The organism is Nocardioides sp. (genome assembly GCF_025964975.1).
Classification (GTDB): domain Bacteria; phylum Actinomycetota; class Actinomycetes; order Propionibacteriales; family Nocardioidaceae; genus Nocardioides.
In genome coordinates, this window is the sequence record NZ_JAOPXV010000233.1 from 1 (window position 1) to 16,434 (window position 16,434).

Annotated in this window: 13 protein-coding genes; 9 read left to right on the forward strand and 4 right to left on the reverse strand. The window is 70.4% G+C overall.

Annotated elements, in window-relative coordinates; translation table 11 throughout:
• Window positions 1-237: 237 nt before the first annotated feature.
• Window positions 238-2,346 carry a DEAD/DEAH box helicase gene (locus JWN68_RS18750; protein ID WP_297741817.1) on the forward strand — a complete coding sequence of 703 codons (2,109 nt, stop codon included), beginning with the start codon at window positions 238-240 and terminating at the stop codon, window positions 2,344-2,346.
• 154 nt (window positions 2,347-2,500) lie between these two features.
• Here JWN68_RS18750 and JWN68_RS18755 read toward each other — a convergent pair whose 3' ends face one another.
• Genes JWN68_RS18755 through JWN68_RS18765 form a run of 3 tightly spaced genes read right to left on the reverse strand, consistent with a single transcriptional unit; the run spans window position 2,501 to window position 5,836 of the window.
• Complete coding sequence (locus JWN68_RS18755) at window positions 2,501-4,081, reverse strand: DHA2 family efflux MFS transporter permease subunit (RefSeq protein WP_366519844.1); 1,581 nt, start codon at window positions 4,079-4,081, stop codon at window positions 2,501-2,503.
• 58 nt (window positions 4,082-4,139) lie between these two features.
• The gene (locus tag JWN68_RS18760; RefSeq protein WP_297741819.1) at window positions 4,140-5,339 is read right to left on the reverse strand and encodes a dipeptidase; all 1,200 of its coding nucleotides are present in this window, start codon (window positions 5,337-5,339) and stop codon (window positions 4,140-4,142) included.
• Between the two features lie 8 nt (window positions 5,340-5,347).
• Window positions 5,348-5,836, reverse strand: coding sequence for a glutathione peroxidase (locus tag JWN68_RS18765; RefSeq protein ID WP_297741821.1), 489 nt, complete (start codon window positions 5,834-5,836; stop codon window positions 5,348-5,350).
• Window positions 5,837-5,947: 111 nt separating this feature from the next.
• Here JWN68_RS18765 and JWN68_RS18770 point away from each other — a divergent pair, with 111 nt between their 5' ends.
• The gene (locus tag JWN68_RS18770; protein WP_297741824.1) at window positions 5,948-8,725 is read left to right on the forward strand and encodes a DEAD/DEAH box helicase; all 2,778 of its coding nucleotides are present in this window, start codon (window positions 5,948-5,950) and stop codon (window positions 8,723-8,725) included.
• A complete protein-coding gene (locus JWN68_RS18775) occupies window positions 8,725-9,420 on the forward strand; it encodes an SWIM zinc finger family protein (RefSeq protein WP_297741826.1) in 696 nt (231 codons plus the stop codon). The genes JWN68_RS18770 and JWN68_RS18775 overlap by 1 nt, the downstream gene beginning before the upstream one ends.
• A gap of 74 nt (window positions 9,421-9,494) precedes the next feature.
• Here the strand turns inward: JWN68_RS18775 and JWN68_RS18780 are convergent, their stop codons facing one another.
• The gene (locus JWN68_RS18780) at window positions 9,495-10,061 is read right to left on the reverse strand and encodes a TetR/AcrR family transcriptional regulator (protein ID WP_297741828.1); all 567 of its coding nucleotides are present in this window, start codon (window positions 10,059-10,061) and stop codon (window positions 9,495-9,497) included.
• Window positions 10,062-10,151: 90 nt separating this feature from the next.
• On the opposite strand from JWN68_RS18780, the gene JWN68_RS18785 reads away from it, so the two are divergent.
• The 6 genes from JWN68_RS18785 (at window position 10,152) to JWN68_RS18810 (ending at window position 16,422) form a co-directional block, all read left to right on the forward strand.
• Window positions 10,152-10,631 (forward strand): response regulator transcription factor, encoded by a 480-nt coding sequence (locus JWN68_RS18785; RefSeq protein ID WP_297741830.1) that lies wholly within the window; start codon window positions 10,152-10,154, stop codon window positions 10,629-10,631.
• Window positions 10,632-10,664: 33 nt separating this feature from the next.
• On the forward strand, window positions 10,665-10,910 hold the full coding sequence (locus JWN68_RS18790; RefSeq protein ID WP_297741832.1) for a hypothetical protein: 246 nt from the start codon (window positions 10,665-10,667) through the stop codon (window positions 10,908-10,910).
• Window positions 10,911-10,920: 10 nt separating this feature from the next.
• A complete protein-coding gene (locus JWN68_RS18795; protein ID WP_297741834.1) occupies window positions 10,921-12,465 on the forward strand; it encodes a carboxyl transferase domain-containing protein in 1,545 nt (514 codons plus the stop codon).
• Between the two features lie 63 nt (window positions 12,466-12,528).
• Window positions 12,529-14,448 (forward strand): biotin carboxylase N-terminal domain-containing protein, encoded by a 1,920-nt coding sequence (locus tag JWN68_RS18800; protein WP_297741836.1) that lies wholly within the window; start codon window positions 12,529-12,531, stop codon window positions 14,446-14,448.
• Window positions 14,441-15,337: a hydroxymethylglutaryl-CoA lyase gene (locus JWN68_RS18805; RefSeq protein WP_297741838.1), complete on the forward strand. Its 897-nt coding sequence runs from the start codon at window positions 14,441-14,443 to the stop codon at window positions 15,335-15,337. The genes JWN68_RS18800 and JWN68_RS18805 overlap by 8 nt, the downstream gene beginning before the upstream one ends.
• On the forward strand, window positions 15,334-16,422 hold the full coding sequence (locus JWN68_RS18810; protein ID WP_297741840.1) for a hypothetical protein: 1,089 nt from the start codon (window positions 15,334-15,336) through the stop codon (window positions 16,420-16,422). Before JWN68_RS18805 ends, JWN68_RS18810 begins: the two co-directional genes overlap by 4 nt.
• Window positions 16,423-16,434 lie beyond the last annotated feature (12 nt).

Consider the following 16,434-nt stretch of genomic DNA (forward strand, 5'->3'; position numbering starts at 1 on the left):
TCTCGGCCCAAAATCGGCGCTCCACCTCATAAGGCAACGGTGGTTTGACCATCACAACTCCTCACATCAGAGGTGTTGCATCACTACCTAGAACCGAAGGACCCGAGAATGTGGCTCACGCACCGCCAGTCACGGGCCGCGGCGCCGGGCGTCCCGCGTGCACGGTCGGGGCCAGTCCGAAACGGTGCTTGTGGACGCGCGGTCCCAGCTGTCGGACCGTGTTGGTAGACAGTGACCATGGTGACGGCAGTGAGCGACGACGTACGACGCCAGGCGCGGACCGCGGCAGAGGCGCACCTCCGCGCCCTCGTGGGCCGCGACGACGCGGTCCTGCGTGACGACCAGTGGTCCGCGATCGAGGCGCTCGCCGTCGATGCTCGCCGGTCGCTCGTCGTCCAGCGCACGGGCTGGGGCAAGTCGGCGGTCTACTTCGTGGCGACCCTCCTGCTGCGCGCCCGGGGCGCGGGTCCCACCGTCATCGTCTCCCCGCTCCTCGCCCTGATGCGCAACCAGATCGCCGCTGCTGAGCGCGCCGGGATCCGTGCGGTGACGATCAACTCGACCAACATCGAGCAGTGGCAGCCGATCAACGACACCATCAACTCAGGCGGGGTCGACGTGTTGCTGGTGTCGCCCGAGCGGCTCAACAACCCCGGTTTCCGCGATGAGGTGATGCCGCGTCTCGCGGCGACGTGCGGCCTGCTGGTGGTGGACGAGGCGCACTGCATCTCCGACTGGGGCCACGACTTCCGACCCGACTACCGCCGCATCCGCACCCTCCTCGACACCCTGCCCGTCGGCATCCCGGTGCTTGCCACGACCGCCACCGCCAATGCACGGGTCACCGCCGACGTGGCGGAGCAGCTCGGTCGAGACGTCCTGGTCCTGCGCGGCTCGCTCGATCGCGAGTCATTGCGGCTCGGCGTCGTCCGCCTCAAGACCGCCGAGATGCGGCTGGCCTGGCTGTCCGACCACCTCGCGGAGCAGCCGGGCTCCGGGATCATCTACTGCCTCACGGTGGCTGCGACCCAGGAGGTCGCTGCCTATCTCCGCGACCGGGGACACGAGGTCGCGGCCTACTCCGGCCAGACCGACACCACCGAGCGGCAGGCCCTCGAGGGCGCGCTGGTCGAAGGCCGGGTCAAGGCGCTGGTCGCCACCTCCGCGTTGGGGATGGGGTTCGATGCCTCCCTCGGGTTCGTCATCAACCTCGGGGCCCCGCAGTCGCCGGTGGCCTACTACCAGCAGGTCGGCCGTGCGGGTCGTGGCACCGACGACGCCACGGTGGTGCTGCTGCCACAGATCGAGGACCGCGACATCTGGGCCTACTTCGCCTCGCTCGCCTTCCCGCCGGAGCAGCTCGTCCGCCAGACCCTGGAGGTGCTCGCCCAGGCACCCGGCGCGATGAGCACGGTGGCGCTCGAGTCCTACGTCGAGCTCAGCCGCAACCGGCTGGAGACCCTGCTCAAGGTGCTCGACGTCGACGGCGCCGTCCGTCGCGTGCAGGGGGGGTGGATCTCCACCGGCGAGCCCTGGTCCTACGACGCCGACCGCTATGCCCGAGTCGCAGAGGCACGGCAGCGGGAACAGGACGCGATGTTGGGCTACCTCGACTCAGACGAGTGCCGGATGCGGTTCCTCCGCTCGCAGCTGGACGACCCGGAGGCGGTCGACTGCGGCCGGTGTGACAACTGCGGGGGGCTCACCCTGTCGGCGTCGGTGTCGGACGCGGCCGTCGCGGAGGCCGGCGCGGCACTCTCGCGTCCCGGCGTGGGGCTGGAGCCGCGCAAGATGTGGCCGACGGCGTTGGCCAACCTCGGGCTCGAACTCAAGGGCAAGATCGCCGACGGCCCCACCGCCGGGCGCGCGATCGCCCGACTCACCGACCTCGGTCACGGCCAGGCGCTGCGTGCGTTGTTCAGGGTCGGGGTCGAGGACGGACCCGTCCCGGCCCCACTGACCGTCGCGCTCATGGCCGTGATGAAGGACTGGTCGGCCGACTGGCAGGAGCGGCCCGTTGCCATCGTGGGGATCGAATCCTCGAGACGGCCCCAGCTCGTCGGCGACCTCGCGACCGGATTGTCCCGGGTGATGAAGCTGCCGATCGTCGGCAGGTACGCCATCGTGGACCCCTCGGTCGCGCCAGGTCAGGGTGCCGCCAACTCCGCCCAGCGGGTCGCGGCCATCCACCGCCGGTACCGGCTGGAGGCAGATGTCCCCGCCGGGCCCGTGCTGCTCGTCGATGACCTCGTCGTCAGTGGCTGGACCATGACGATGGCCGGCGTCGCCCTGCGCCAGGCCGGCGCCAGCGCCGTACTCCCCCTCGCTCTCGGCACCCAGACCTGAACACTGGCCCCAGGGTCTGGAGCGGGCGGTGAGTCACCCACATCCCGCGCGTCCGGAATGTGGCTTACACACCCTTGGTATCAGGGTGGGGGGTACGTCGTCGGCACGCTCCCGGGGTCGGGGCAGGCGCACCTCGAGGCGGTGATCGGGTTGTTCAGTGACCCATCATCGCGGCCGGGTCGACGGACGCGACCTTCTTGCGCGGCAGGAAGGCCGCCGGGATGAGGCAGCACGCGACGAGGACGGTGGCGACGACGAAGACCGTGGCGAACGAGTCGGCAAGCGCGACCTGACCCTGCGCCACGAGAGCAGTGAACTGGTCGACCGGCAGGCCGAACCGCTCCGCGAGGCCGGCGAGGACCGAGGGATCACCGTCGGCGGGCCTGGCAGCCAGGAACGCCTGAGCTGAGGCACTGCTCTTGATCTCGTTGGTGAGGATCACCGAGAACAGCGCGGTGCCGATCGACGCCGCGACCTGCTGGGTGATGTTGAGCAGCGTCGAGCCGCGCGCCACGTTGTGCGCCGTCAGGGTCGCGAGTGCGGCGGTCATGATCGGCATCATCGTGGCGCCCATCCCGAGCCCCATCACGAACAGGGCGCCGAGCATATAGGTGTAGGAGGTGGCAGCGTCGATCTGGGTGAACATCGCCATGCCGATCGTGATCACGGTGATGCCGACGAGCACGATCTTGCCGGGGCCGATCTTGTCGGCCAGGATCCCGGCGATCGGCATCGTGATCATCGCGCCGACGCCCTGCGGGGCGAGCAGCAGGCCGGCCCCGAGGGCGTCCTCGCCGCGGACCTGGATGAAGTAGAGAGGGAACAGCAACGAGGCGCCGAAGAACGCGATGGCGAAGAGCATCATCGCGAGGACCGCGACGGTCATGTCCTTGTTCTTGAACAGGCGCAGCTCGACCAACGGGTGCAGGTTGCGGCGAGCCAGGGCCCACGGCACGAAGGCGATGATCAGGACGATGCCGAGGACCATCGGGACCATGACTTCGCGCGCGAGTGCGGTGCCGTGCTCGGGGATCGAGCTGACGCCGTACAGGAAGGCGGCGAGACCCGGGGAGAGCAGCAGCATGCCCAGCCAGTCGAACGTCTCCGACGGCTCGACCGAGTCCTGGGGCAGGACGATCCACGCGTAGACGATGGCGGCGATCCCGATCGGCAGGTTGATCAGGAAGATCCAGTGCCAGGAGACGGCATCGATCAGGGCGCCACCGACAATGGGTCCGAAGATGGGCCCGAGGAGCATGGGGATGCCCAGCACGGCCATCACGCGACCGATGCGCTCCGGACCGGCGGCGCGGGTCAGGATGGTCATGCCGAGCGGCATGAGCATGCCCCCGCCGAGACCCTGCAGGACGCGGTAGAGCACGAGCAGCTCGAGGCTCGTGGCGGTCGCGCACAGCACGGAACCCGCAGTGAAGAGCAGGACGGCGAGGAGGTAGAGCCGCTTCGTGCCGAACCGGTCGGCGGCCCAGCCGGTGAGCGGGATGACGCTCGCCAGGGCCAGTGTGTAGCCGGTCATCGTCCACGCCACCTCGGCCGCAGTGGCGTCGAACTCCTCCTGGAAGGTGTTCAGCGCCACCGAGACGACGGTGATGTCGAGGATGGACATGATGGCGCCCAGCACGACGACACCCGCCACCATCAGGACGTTCTTGTCCAGCTTGTCGCTGGGGGTCGTGGGGTCGCTCTGACCTGGCTGGCTCTGAATCTGGGTGGTCACGAGACGAGGCTAGGGGTTGGGGCAGACCGCCAGGCAATCGTTGCGGCGGTGGCGCTGGTCACCCCTGGTCGTCGGCCCCGGGGGCGTCCACGTCCTCGATGCGGGCCAGGCTCGGCCCGCGACGCTGCTGGAGCTCGCGGGCGCCGGTCTCGGTCGCGCGCATGACCCGCAGGATGTTGCGGCAGGCCAGCCGCCCGAGGTCCGACTCGGACCACCCTGCCTCCGCGAGTGCTCCGAGGAGCGCGGGATAGCGGCTGACGTCATCCAGTCCGCGTGGCAGCACCTCGACGCCGTCGTAGTCGCCGCCGAGGCCGACATGGTCGATCCCGGCGACCTCACGGACGTGCTCGCAGTGCCTCACCACGTCGGTCAGGTCTGCGAGCGGCTGAGGGTGGGCGAGGCGGTAGGAGTCGTAGAACGGCCCGAAACGGGCGCCGTCGGCCTCGGTGATCCCCTCGGCAGCCGCGGCCTCGACGACGCCGCGATGCCAGTCGGCGCAGGCTTCGTTGACGAAGGCGGGCACGAACGTGACCATGCAGACCCCGCCCTGGTCGCGCAGCGACTCGAGCACGTCGTCGGGCACGTTGCGAGGGCTCTCGGTCACCGCACGCGCCGAGCTGTGGCTGAAGATCGCCGGCACCTCGGTCACGGCGAGAGCGTCGCGCATCGTGTCGGCCGAGACGTGGGAGAGGTCGACCATCATGCCGAGCCGGTTCATCTCGCGCACGACCTCGCGCCCGAACGCGGTGAGTCCCCTGGCGACGGGTACGTCGGTCGCCGAGTCCGCCCACGGCGTGTTCGCGTTGTGGGTCAGCGTGAGGTAGCGGACGCCGAGCGCATGCAGCTGGCGGAGCGTGCCGAGCGAGCTGTTGATGCAGTGTCCGCCCTCGGCTCCCATCAGCGACGCCATCCGTCCGCTCGACCACGCCGCTTCGACGTCGTGGGCGGTCACCGCGAGCGCCAGCTGGTCGGGGTATCGCTGGGTCAGGTTGTACGCCGCATCGACCTGCTCGAGCGTCGCGCTCACGGCGTCGTCGCCGGTGAGTCGGGTCGGCACGTAGACGGACCAGAACTGTGCTCCCACGCCGCCGACGCGCATCCGGGGCAGGTCGGTGTGGGTGGGGGTACTGCCCGCAGTGAGGTCAGTGCCGACGTCGAGGCGTCCGAAGTCGTAGCCGGTCGCGACCCTCGCGGTCCAGAGCAGGTCGTTGTGGCCGTCGATGACGGGGTTCTCGGCGAGCAGTGCATCGAGGTCCATGACGTGGACTAGCCGAGCAGCGGCTCGATCTGGGCGCGGATCTGCGGGTCCTGTGGCTCGATGCCGGGGTTGAAGCGGGCCACGACTGCGCCGTCAGCGGAGATGAGGAACTTCTCGAAGTTCCACTGGATGTCGCCGGCCTGCCCCGACTCGTTGGGCGTCTCGACCAGCTGCCGGTAGATCTCGTGGCGGCCCTCCCCGTTGACCTCGACCTTCTCGCTCATGGGGAAGGTCACGCCGTAGGTCGCGGAGCAGAACTCTGCGATCTCCTCGGTGGTGCCGGGCTCCTGTCCGCCGAACTGGTTGCAGGGGACGCCGACGACGGTGAACCCGCGAGGCTCGAGCTCCTCGTGGAGCTTCTCCAGCTCGGCGTACTGCGGGGTGAGTCCACACTTGCTGGCGACGTTGACCAGCAGCGCCGCCCGGCCACCGGTGAGGTCTCGCAGGCTGCCGGGGCTGCCGTCGAGTCGGGCAAGGGGGGCGTCGAGGATGCTCATGGCCAGAACGCTAACAACCGCTCGGGGAACTCGCCGTCGGTGCCGGGCGTTAGCCTCCAACGCGTCCGCGGATCTCGTCCGCGCGCGCGTCGGTGACGGTGGAGGTAGTGCGTGAGCTTTGTCCCGGTGACCGGTCCCGCGAGCTTCCGCGCGGGGGAGCCGCCGAGGGACGGGCTGGTGGAGTTCTCCGATGATCGGCGCACCGTGTCGCTGCCCATCCGAGGCGCCCTGCCAGTGCTGACCAGTGCCCACTCCCGCGACGACCTGCACCCGAGCGTCGCCCTGCTCAGCGGGGCGGCGTTGCTGGGCATGCGGCTCGTGGCGGCGGGGAAGTTCGGTCCCGCCCCGAGCGGCCTGGCCTGGCAGGTGGGTGCACTCGACCGGGACGACGAGGAACGCATCACCCGGCTGGCCAATGCCCGAGCACACGCCGGACTGGACGCGGCGACGGCGGAGGGCATCGTGCGCGCCGTGCTCGACGCCGTCGTGGACGCGATGCCCCGCGCTGCTCCGATCGCCACGCGCCGGGCTCCGATCGCCGGCGGTGGCGCCGGGGCTGGTGCTGGTGCCGGTGCCGGTGCCGGGTCGTCCCGGCACACCGTGGACCCCGACTTCACTCGCCGGCTGCAGGAGCGAGTCGCCCGTGCTCGGGCGCGGTCCAGTGACGACCGTCCCCAGCTGGTCACCATCGCGTTGCGGATCGAGGCCGACGAGGAAGAGCTCGTCGCCGGCGCGGTCCGGGTCGTGCTCCAGGTCCATGCCGCGGAGAATGCCGCCCACGTCTGCGACGCGGCGATCCTCTGGACCGAGTCGGGCCCCGAGGCCAGCCATGGCTTCGGTGACCGGGCCCGCACCCACGCCGGCATCGCGCTGCGTGCCGCTGCCGATGCCTGGCCGGTCCTCGAGCGCTTCCTCGAGCTCCGGGTCCCCGACGAGCTGACCCTCGACACCGACGAGCTCGTCAGCCTCCTCGACTCCGGTGTCGCGGCGCTCACCCAGGCCGGCGTCGACGTGCTGTGGCCACGCCACCTCGACCGCGACCTCACCGCGAAGGTCGAGCTCACCGAGGCGCGCAAGGGCGCGGGGAAGCGCGAGGAGGCACTCCAGACGGGACTGTTCGGCCCCGATGCCCTCTTCGGCTTCCAGTGGCAGCTGGCGCTTCATGGCGACTCGCTGACCGAGGACGAGATGGACCAGCTGGCCGGCGCAGTCTCGCCGATCATCAAGATCCGCGACAACTGGACGGTCGTCGACCCGGCAATGCTCAAGCGGGCCAAGCGCCGGATGATCCGCACCGTCCAGCCCGCGGCCGCCCTGGCGGCGACCTTGACCAACGTGGTCCAGATCGAGGACGTCCAGCACGAGGCCGTCGTCGGCGCCTCGCTGCTGAAGGTGCGTGACCGGCTCCTGGCCGCCGGCACCCGCCCACCGGTCGACGTGCCTCCCGGCCTTGCCGCCACGCTGCGCGACTACCAGCGCCAAGGCCTCACCTGGCTGACCGAGCTCACCGACCTCGGTCTCGGCGCCTGCCTCGCCGACGACATGGGACTCGGCAAGACGGTTCAGGTCATCGCGCTGCACCTGCATCGTGCCTCGACGGGACCGGACGACGGCGGGGGCGGCCCCACGCTCGTGGTCTGCCCCGCCTCCCTGCTCGGCAACTGGGAGGCGGAGATCCGTCGCTTCGCGCCGGGCGTCGCCGTACGCCGCTTCCACGGGTCCGCACGCAGCTTGAGCGCGACCACGAGCGACGGGGGCTTCGTGCTCACCACCTACGGCACCATGCGCCGCGACGCCGCGGCCCTTGCCGAGATCGCCTGGGACCTCGTGGTCGCCGACGAGGCACAGCACGTCAAGAACGCGCAGTCCTCCACGTCGAAAGCGCTCCGGACGATCCCCAGCAGGGCGCGCGTGGCCCTGACCGGCACCCCGGTCGAGAACAACCTGACCGAGCTGTGGGCGATCCTCGACTGGGCGATCCCCGGCCTGCTGGGCAGTCGCAACGCCTTCCGCAAGGTGTGGGCTGCACCGATCGAGGCGGGGGTCGACTCCGGCAAGACGCGACAGTTCGCCGAGCTCATCGGTCCCTTCCTCATGCGACGCCGCAAGTCCGACCCGGGCATCGCGCCCGAGCTGCCGCCCAAGACGGAGACCGACCACCTCCTCGGACTGACCCGCGAGCAGGTCGTGCTCTACGAGACCTACGTCCGCGACTGCATGCGGCGCATCGAGGAGGCCGACGAGGACACCCGACGCGGGTTGGTGCTCAAGCTGCTCACCGGGCTCAAGCAGATCTGCAACCACCCGGCCCACTTCCTCAAGCAGACCAACCCCAGGCTTACCGGGCGCTCGGAGAAGCTCGACCTGCTCGACGAGCTCATCGGCACGGTCCTCGCCGAAGACGGCGCGGTGCTGCTCTTCACGCAATACGTCGCGATGGCTCGCCTGCTCGAGCAGCACTTGACCAAGGCCGGGGTCACCCACCAGTTCCTCCACGGTGGCACGCGCGTGGCGGAGCGCGAGCGCATGGTGGCCCGCTTCCAGGACGGCGCCGCGCCGGTCTTCCTCCTCTCGCTGAAGGCAGGCGGGACCGGGCTCAACCTGACGCGAGCCGACCACGTCATCCACGTCGACCGCTGGTGGAACCCCGCCGTCGAGGACCAGGCGACCGACCGTGCCTACCGGATCGGCCAGACCAAGCCGGTGCAGGTGCACCGTTTCATCACCCAGGGCACGATCGAGGAGAAGATCGCCGAGCTGCTCACCCGCAAGAAGGCCTTGGCCGACTCGGTCCTGGCGCAGGGAGAGACCGCGCTGACCGAGCTCAGCAACGACGCGCTGCGCGACCTCGTCACCTTGCGCACGCGTCCCGACGCCGGTGACGGCTGATGACGGCCATCACCCATCCGCGCGTCGCGCCGAGACGTGGAGGAGTCGGCGGCACCTGGTGGAGCAAGGCGTTCCTCCGGGCAGTGGAGGAGGCTGCGTTCTCCACTGCCGAGCTCAAGCTCGGGCGGGCGCACGCCCGCTCGGGCGGCGTCGGCGCCATCACGGTCGGCGAGGGCACGTTCGTGGCGGCAGTCTTCGACCGCGACGACGTCTTCACCGTCACCGGGACCGTGCCGGTCCTTCCGGCCGATGACCAGTCGGTGCTGGTCGAGCTGATCGCCGCCGAGGCGGGACGGATCGGCGCACTCATGGCGGGCGACCTGCCACATCCGCTGGTCGAGTCGGTGGAGGAAGCCGGTGTCGAGCTGTTGCCGTACGGCGGCGAGCTCGGGTCCGCCTGCACGTGCGAGGGCTGGCTCGACCCCTGCCCCCACGCGCTGGCCGTCCTGACGCAGCTGGCCTGGTTGATCCAGCGAGATCCCTTCGTGCTGATCCAGCTCCGTGGCCTCGGGCGGGACGAGGTCCTGGCCCGGCTGCACGCTCTCAGTCGGACGCTCCCACGGACTGCCAGCACCGCTGAGGATCAGGAGTCCGGCGACCCGGACGAGATCGACGACCTGGCGATCGCCGAGGAGGCCGCCCTGCGCGCGGCCCGGGAGCTCACCCTGTTGAAGGCGAGCGGCGAGCGAGCCTGAGCCAGGCGGGGCGGGAGGTGAGCCTCAGGCCTTGGCCTCCTCCTCGACCTGCTCCTCGAGGGTCGCACTGAGCTTCAGGCGCGAGAGCCCGACGGCTCCTCGAGGAGGGCACCGAGCGCCATCGAGCGCAGGAGATCGTGCATCTCGTCGTCGGGGACCAAGCCGCTGTGGGGGGTCGAGTTGAGCAGACCGAAGGCCACGTGAGCCATCGCCCGCGCCCGGTCCGCGGACAGCTGGGCGTGGAACCCGCGCAGCTCGCGGGCCCATACCTCGACATAGTCGCGCTGCAGGCTCCGGACCCGCTCGCGAGCCTCGTCGGGCAGGGAGGACCAGTCGCGGTCCTGGACGACGATGAGTGCGCGGTGCGAGAGCGAGAACTCGATGTGCCACTCGACGAGCGCCTCGATGGCCGCCCCCGGGTCCGCGGCCGCCCCTGCCCGGGCCGTGCCCTGGGCGAGCAACCGCTCGCTGATGGAGACCAGCATCTCGGCCAGCATCGCGTCCTTGCTGGCGAAGTGCTTGTAGAGCGCCGGACCGGAGATGCCGCAGGCCGCCCCGAGCTCGGCGACCGAAACGCCGTGGAACCCCTTCTGGGCGAAGAGGCCGGCTGCGATGTCGAGGATCTGCTGGCGCCGGGACACGGAGTCAGGTTAACCCCCGCTAACCGCATGCCGCCTGAACAGTGGGGCCAGCACCACTGTGGCGGGGCCCGTGGCTCGATAACCTCACCCATGAGCGCCGAGACGACCCCTGCCCGGCCGCTGCGTGTGGTGCTCGCCGAGGACGGCGACCTGGTCAGGGCAGGGGCGCTCGCGCTGCTGGAGCGGTTCCCCGAGATCAGCGTCGTCGGCACCGCGACCTCCCTCGACGAGCTGCTGCGCGTCGTCGATGACGTGCATCCCGACGTCCTGCTCACCGACGTGCGGATGCCGCCGGGATTCAGCGACGAAGGCATCCAGGCGGCACGCCGGCTCCATACCACCCGCCCGGAGCTCGCCGTCCTGGTGCTGACGCAGTATGCCGACGTGGAGTACGCCCTGGACCTCACCGCGGAGGGCAGCGCCGGGCGCGGCTACTGCGCGTCGGTGCGCCATCTCCTGCACGGTCGACGCCGACGACCTCCCGAGGTACGACGAGGGGGTCGAGGCTGCCGTCTACTTCTGCATCCTCGAGGCCCTGCAGAACGCCGTGAAGCACTCCGGGGCAGCTGACGTCAGGGTCCAGCTGAGCGCTGGCCCCTGCTCGTGTTCGAGGTCAGCGACGACGGCGCCGGTTTCGATCCCAGGGAGCAGCCGCACGCGGGCGGGTTGCTCGGCATGCAGGCGCGCATACGCCCCACCTCCGCCGAGACGATCACGAAGGACCCGCGCGAGATGGCGCTCCGCTTCCAGGTCGAGCTCCTGGAGGAGATCGTCCAGGACGAGCGACTGGGCCGCACCACCACCCAGGCGGCGATCGACGGGCTGGCGTCGCGGGTTAACAGTCACTAACCTGCTGGGCATGGCAGAGATGACGGATCTGGTCGCGGAGCTGCGCGAGCGACTCGCGCTCGTGAGGCGGGGAGGGTCGGAGAGCGCACGGGGCAAGCACACGGCGCGGGGCAAGCTGCTGGTCCGCGACCGCGTCGACCGGCTCCTCGACCCCGGCAGCCCCTTCCTCGAGCTGAGCCCGTTGGCAGCGACCGGGATGTACGGCGCCCCCGGCCAGGACAACGCCGTGCCGGCCGCCGGCATCGTGACCGGCATCGGCCGGGTCGAGGGCCGCGAGGTCGTGGTCGTCGCCAACGACGCCACGGTCAAGGGCGGGACCTACTACCCGCTGACCGTCAAGAAGCACCTCCGAGCTCAGGCGATCGCCAGCGACAACCACCTCCCCTGCATCTACCTCGTCGACTCCGGCGGCGCGTTCCTGCCGATGCAGGACGACGTCTTCCCCGACCGCGAGCACTTCGGCCGGATCTTCTTCAACCAGGCCAACCTGAGCGGCCGCGGGATCCCGCAGATCGCCAGCGTCATGGGCTCGTGCACGGCCGGTGGCGCCTATGTCCCCGCTATGAGCGACGAGAGCGTGATCGTCAAGAACCAGGGCACCATCTTCCTGGGCGGGCCACCGCTGGTGAAGGCGGCCACCGGCGAGATCGTCTCTGCGGAGGACCTCGGCGGCGGCGACGTCCATGCCCGCACCTCCGGCGTGGTCGATCACCTCGCCGACGACGACGCGCACGCCCTGCGGATCGTCCGCAGCATCGTCGCCACGCTCCCGACCCAGACGCACGGCCGGTCGCCGGGTGCCGTCGAGGAGCCGCACCAGCCCCCGGAGTCGCTCTACGACGTGGTACCGACCGACACGCGCACGCCGTACGACGTCCGCGAGGTCATCCGCCGGATCATCGACGGCAGCCGGATGCATGAGTTCAAGAAGCTCTACGGCGAGACGCTGGTGACCTGCTTCGCCAAGATCCACGGCTACGACGTGGGGATCATCGCCAACAACGGGATCCTCTTCAGCGAGTCCGCTCTCAAGGGCGCGCACTTCATCGAGCTGTGCAACCAGCGCGGCATCCCGCTGGTCTTCCTCCAGAACATCACCGGCTTCATGGTCGGGCGGGAGTACGAGAACCGCGGGATCGCCCGCGACGGCGCCAAGCTCGTGACGGCCGTCGCGTGCAGCGTGGTGCCGAAGTTCACCGTGGTCATCGGCGGCTCCTTCGGCGCCGGCAACTACGGCATGTGCGGACGCGCCTACGACCCGCGGTTCCTGTGGATGTGGCCCAACGCCCGCATCTCGGTGATGGGCGGCGAACAGGCGGCCAGCGTGCTCGCCGAGGTCCGCACCGACCTCGAGGACGACGAGCAGGTCGAGGCGTTCAAGGCTCCGATCCGCGAGCAGTACGAGACCCAGGGCTCGCCGTACTACTCCACGGCCCGGCTCTGGGACGACGGCGTGATCGACCCGGCGGACACCCGTCGCGTGCTGGGCATGGGGCTCGCGGTCGCCGCGCATGCGCCGGTCCCGGCTCCCAACTACGGCATCTTCCGGATGTAGTCGTCCGGGTCGAGGAGCGAGCTTGCGAGCCCCGCAGATGCCCGGCGCAGAAAGGTACAGACCATGCAGAAGCTGCTGATCGCCAACCGGGGTGAGATCGCCCTGCGCATCATGCGCACTGCCTCAGCTCTCGGCATCCGCACCGTCGCGATCCACACGGCGAACGACGCGAACGGTCTGCACGTTCGCGCGGCTGACGACGCGGTGGAAGTGCCGAGCTACCTCGACATCGACGCCATCGTCGCCGCTGCTCGCGCGGTCGGTGCGGATGCCATCCACCCCGGCTACGGCTTCCTCTCCGAGCGGTCCGCCTTCGCCCGCGAGATCGAGGGCACGGAGACCGTGACCCTCGTCGGTCCCAGCGCGGCCGTGATGGACGCGATGGGCAAGAAGGACGCCGCCCGGGAGATCGCGGTGGGCGCCGGCGTGCCGGTGGTGCCCTCCTATGCCAACGACGCGGACCCCGCGACCTTCGCCTTCCCGGTGCTGGTCAAGGCCGCGGCAGGGGGTGGGGGCAAGGGGATGCGGATCGTTCGTGCCCTCGACGAGCTCGACTCGTCGCTGGCCGCCGCCAAGCGGGAGGCCCTGAGCGCCTTCGGCGACGACACGATCCTGATCGAGAAGTACGTCGAGCGCGGCCGGCACATCGAGGTGCAGGTCCTCGCCGACCACCACGGCAACGTGGTGCACCTCTTCGAGCGCGACTGCTCGACGCAGCGCCGGCACCAGAAGGTGCTGGAGGAGGCACCGGCCCCCACCATCACCCAGGTCCAGCGCGAGCTGGTCACCAGCAGCGCAGTCGCCCTGGCCCGCGCCGTCGACTACACCAACGCCGGCACTACTGAGTTCCTCCTCGACTCCGACACCGGGGAGGTGTACTTCCTGGAGATGAACACCCGTCTCCAGGTCGAGCACCCGGTGACCGAGGAGGTCGTCCGCGTGCGCGGCGAGCGCCTCGACCTCGTCGAGCAGCAGCTGCTGGTGGCTGCCGGCCAGCCGCTGTCCTTCGGTCAGGACGACGTCACGGTCGAGGGCCACGCGATCGAGGCGCGGATCTATGCCGAGGACTCCTTCGGCGGCTTCCTGCCCCAGGCGGGGCGGGCGGACCTGGTGCGGTGGAGCGAGGCCGCGCGGGTCGACCATGCCCTCGAGTCGGGGCAGGTCGTCAGCACCAGCTTCGACCCGATGCTGGGCAAGGTGATCGCCTGGGGCGAGGACCGCGAGGCCGCGCGGGCCAGGTTGATCGACGCGCTCGACCGCACTGCCGTGCTCGGCCTGACCACCAACACCGGCTTCGTTCGTGCCCTGGCCGCTCGCGACGAGTTCCGCGACGCGACCATCGACACCGCGTGGCTCGACCACGCCGAGGTGGCCCCGCCATCGGCACGCGTGCCGCTGACCCTGGCGGCCTGGGTGGCCGCAGCACTCACCGGCCCGAGGTTCGCGGCGGCGGGTGCGAGCGACCCGTTCGCCCCCGACGGCTGGCGCACGGCGGGCCCGAAGGCACCGACGCTGGTCGCGCTCGAGCACGCAGGAGCGGTCCACGAGCTCGAGGTCGACGCGGAAGCGAGCACGGTCGACTCCGTCGTGGTGCGCGAACGGAGTCTGGCCGACCACGTCGTCGTACTCACGATCGAGGGCCGCGACGAGCTCGCGGTCGTCAACGCCCAGGCGCACACCATCGAGGTCGCCTACCAGGGCCAGCGCTTCGTCTTCGAGCGTCCTGACGCCTTTGCCGACCACGGGTCGGCGGCGGGCGACGGCACCCTCGTCGCGCCCATGCCCGGCACCGTCCTCGACGTGCTCGTCACCGTGGGGCAGCGGGTGGCGGCGGGTGAGACGCTGGGAGCCATGGAGGCGATGAAGATGGAGCTGGCGCTCAAGGCGCCGTTCGCCGGGACCGTGACCGAGGTCGGCGTCAGCGCCGGCCAGCAGGTCGCCCTCGGGGCAATGCTCATGGTCGTGGAGGCCGGCGATGAGTGAGGTCACGATCTACGAGGTCGGCCCGCGCGACGGCCTGCAGAACGAGAAGGGCGTGATCGCCACCGAGGTGAAGGTGGAGTTCATCCAGCGACTGCTGGCCGCCGGTCTCCCGATCGTCGAGGCCACCAGCTTCGTGCACCCGAAGTGGGTCCCCCAGCTCGCGGACGCGGCTGAGGTCATGGCAGCACTCGGTGATGCCGGGCGAGACCTGCCCGTGCTGGTTCCCAACGAGCGGGGGCTGGACCGTGCCCTCGAGCTGGGCGTCCGGCACATCGCCGTCTTCGGCAGCGCCACCGAGACCTTCGCGCAGAAGAACCTCAACCGGTCCCTCGACGAGCAGTTCGCGATGTTCGAGCCGACGGTGGCCCGCGCCCGAGCCGCCGGGATCGACGTCCGCGCATACGTCTCCATGTGCTTCGGCGACCCGTGGGAGGGAGCCGTGCCCGTCGACCAGGTCGTCGGCGTCGGCAAGCGGCTCTTCGACCTCGGCGCCAGCGAGCTCAGCCTCGGCGACACGATCGGCGTCGGCACGGCTGGCCAGGTGAAGGACCTGATCGCCGCCTTCACGGACGCCGGGATGCAGCTCGACGACCTGGCGATGCACTTCCACGACACGTACGGCCAGGCCCTGGCCAATGCCTACTCCGCCCTGCAGGCAGGGGTCACCACCTTCGACGCGAGCGCCGGCGGACTGGGCGGCTGCCCCTACGCCAAGAGCGCCACCGGCAACCTCGCCACCGAGGACCTCGTGTGGATGCTGCGCGGACTGGGCATCGAGACGGGCGTCGACCTGGACGCCGTCGTCACCACCAGCGTGTGGATGGCCGAGCATCTCGGACGGCCCAGTCCCAGCGCCGTGGTGCGTGCGCTGGCACAATCAGATTCATGAGCCGCGTCGTCCATCTCCACATCGGCGCTCCGAAGACCGGGACGACCTACCTCCAGGACCGCCTGATGCTCAACCAGGCGTCGCTGGCCGAACACGGGATCACCATCCCGACCAAGAACCGGTTCGTCGACGCCGACCTCTTCCACTTCCGGGCCGCCCTCGACCTGCTGGACCAGGACTGGGGTGGCACGCCGGGCCACGCCAAGGGCTCCTGGGACACGATGGTCAAGCGCGTCCGCCGCGCGCGGGGCGCGGTGATCATTAGCCACGAGATCCTCGCGCCTGCCAAGCCCGACACGATCGCGCGCGTGCTCAACGACCTCGCCGACAGCGAGGTCCATGTCGTCTATTCCGCCCGCGACCTCGGGCGCCAGCTCCCCGCTGCCTGGCAGGAGAGCATCAAGCAGGGTCGCAAGTGGACCTTCCAACGGTTCCTCACCAAGGTCGAGCGGGGCCAGACGTGGTTCCGCAGCGCCATGGACCTGCCGACGGTGCTGGACAACTGGGGGGCGAAGCTCCCGCCCGAACGGGTCCACGTCGTCACCGTCCCGCACGACCGCGGGCCCACCGGCAACGAGCTGTGGCTCCGCTTCTGCCGCGCCTTCGGCATCGACCCGGCCTGGGCGCCGTTGGACTCGGAGCGGTCCAACCGCTCCCTCGGGATCGCCGAGACCCAGCTCGTACGCCGCCTCAACCGTCGCCTCGAGCTGCCGATGTGGCGCGACGCGACCTACGACGGACTGATCCGGGAGCTGCTGGCCCAGGAAGTGCTGGTCGCTCGCGACTCGTTCCCGGTGCGCCTGCCACCGGACCGCTTCGACTTCGCCGAGGCCCAGGCGCAGCTGTGGATCGACTGGATCAAGGCCAACGGCGTCGACGTGATCGGTGACGTCGAGGACCTGCGCCCGGTCCGCCCCGACCCCGACAAGCCGTGGCGCGACCCGGACCGGGTGAGCCCGAAGCTGCAGCTCGGCGCGGCCCTCGATGCCCTGACGATGATGACCCGCGAGGCTGCCGAACGCACGCCCACCGACGACCTGCCCCGCAGGCTGCGGCAGCAGGCTCGCCGACTGCGCGAGCGCTAGCGGGCGCGGGTC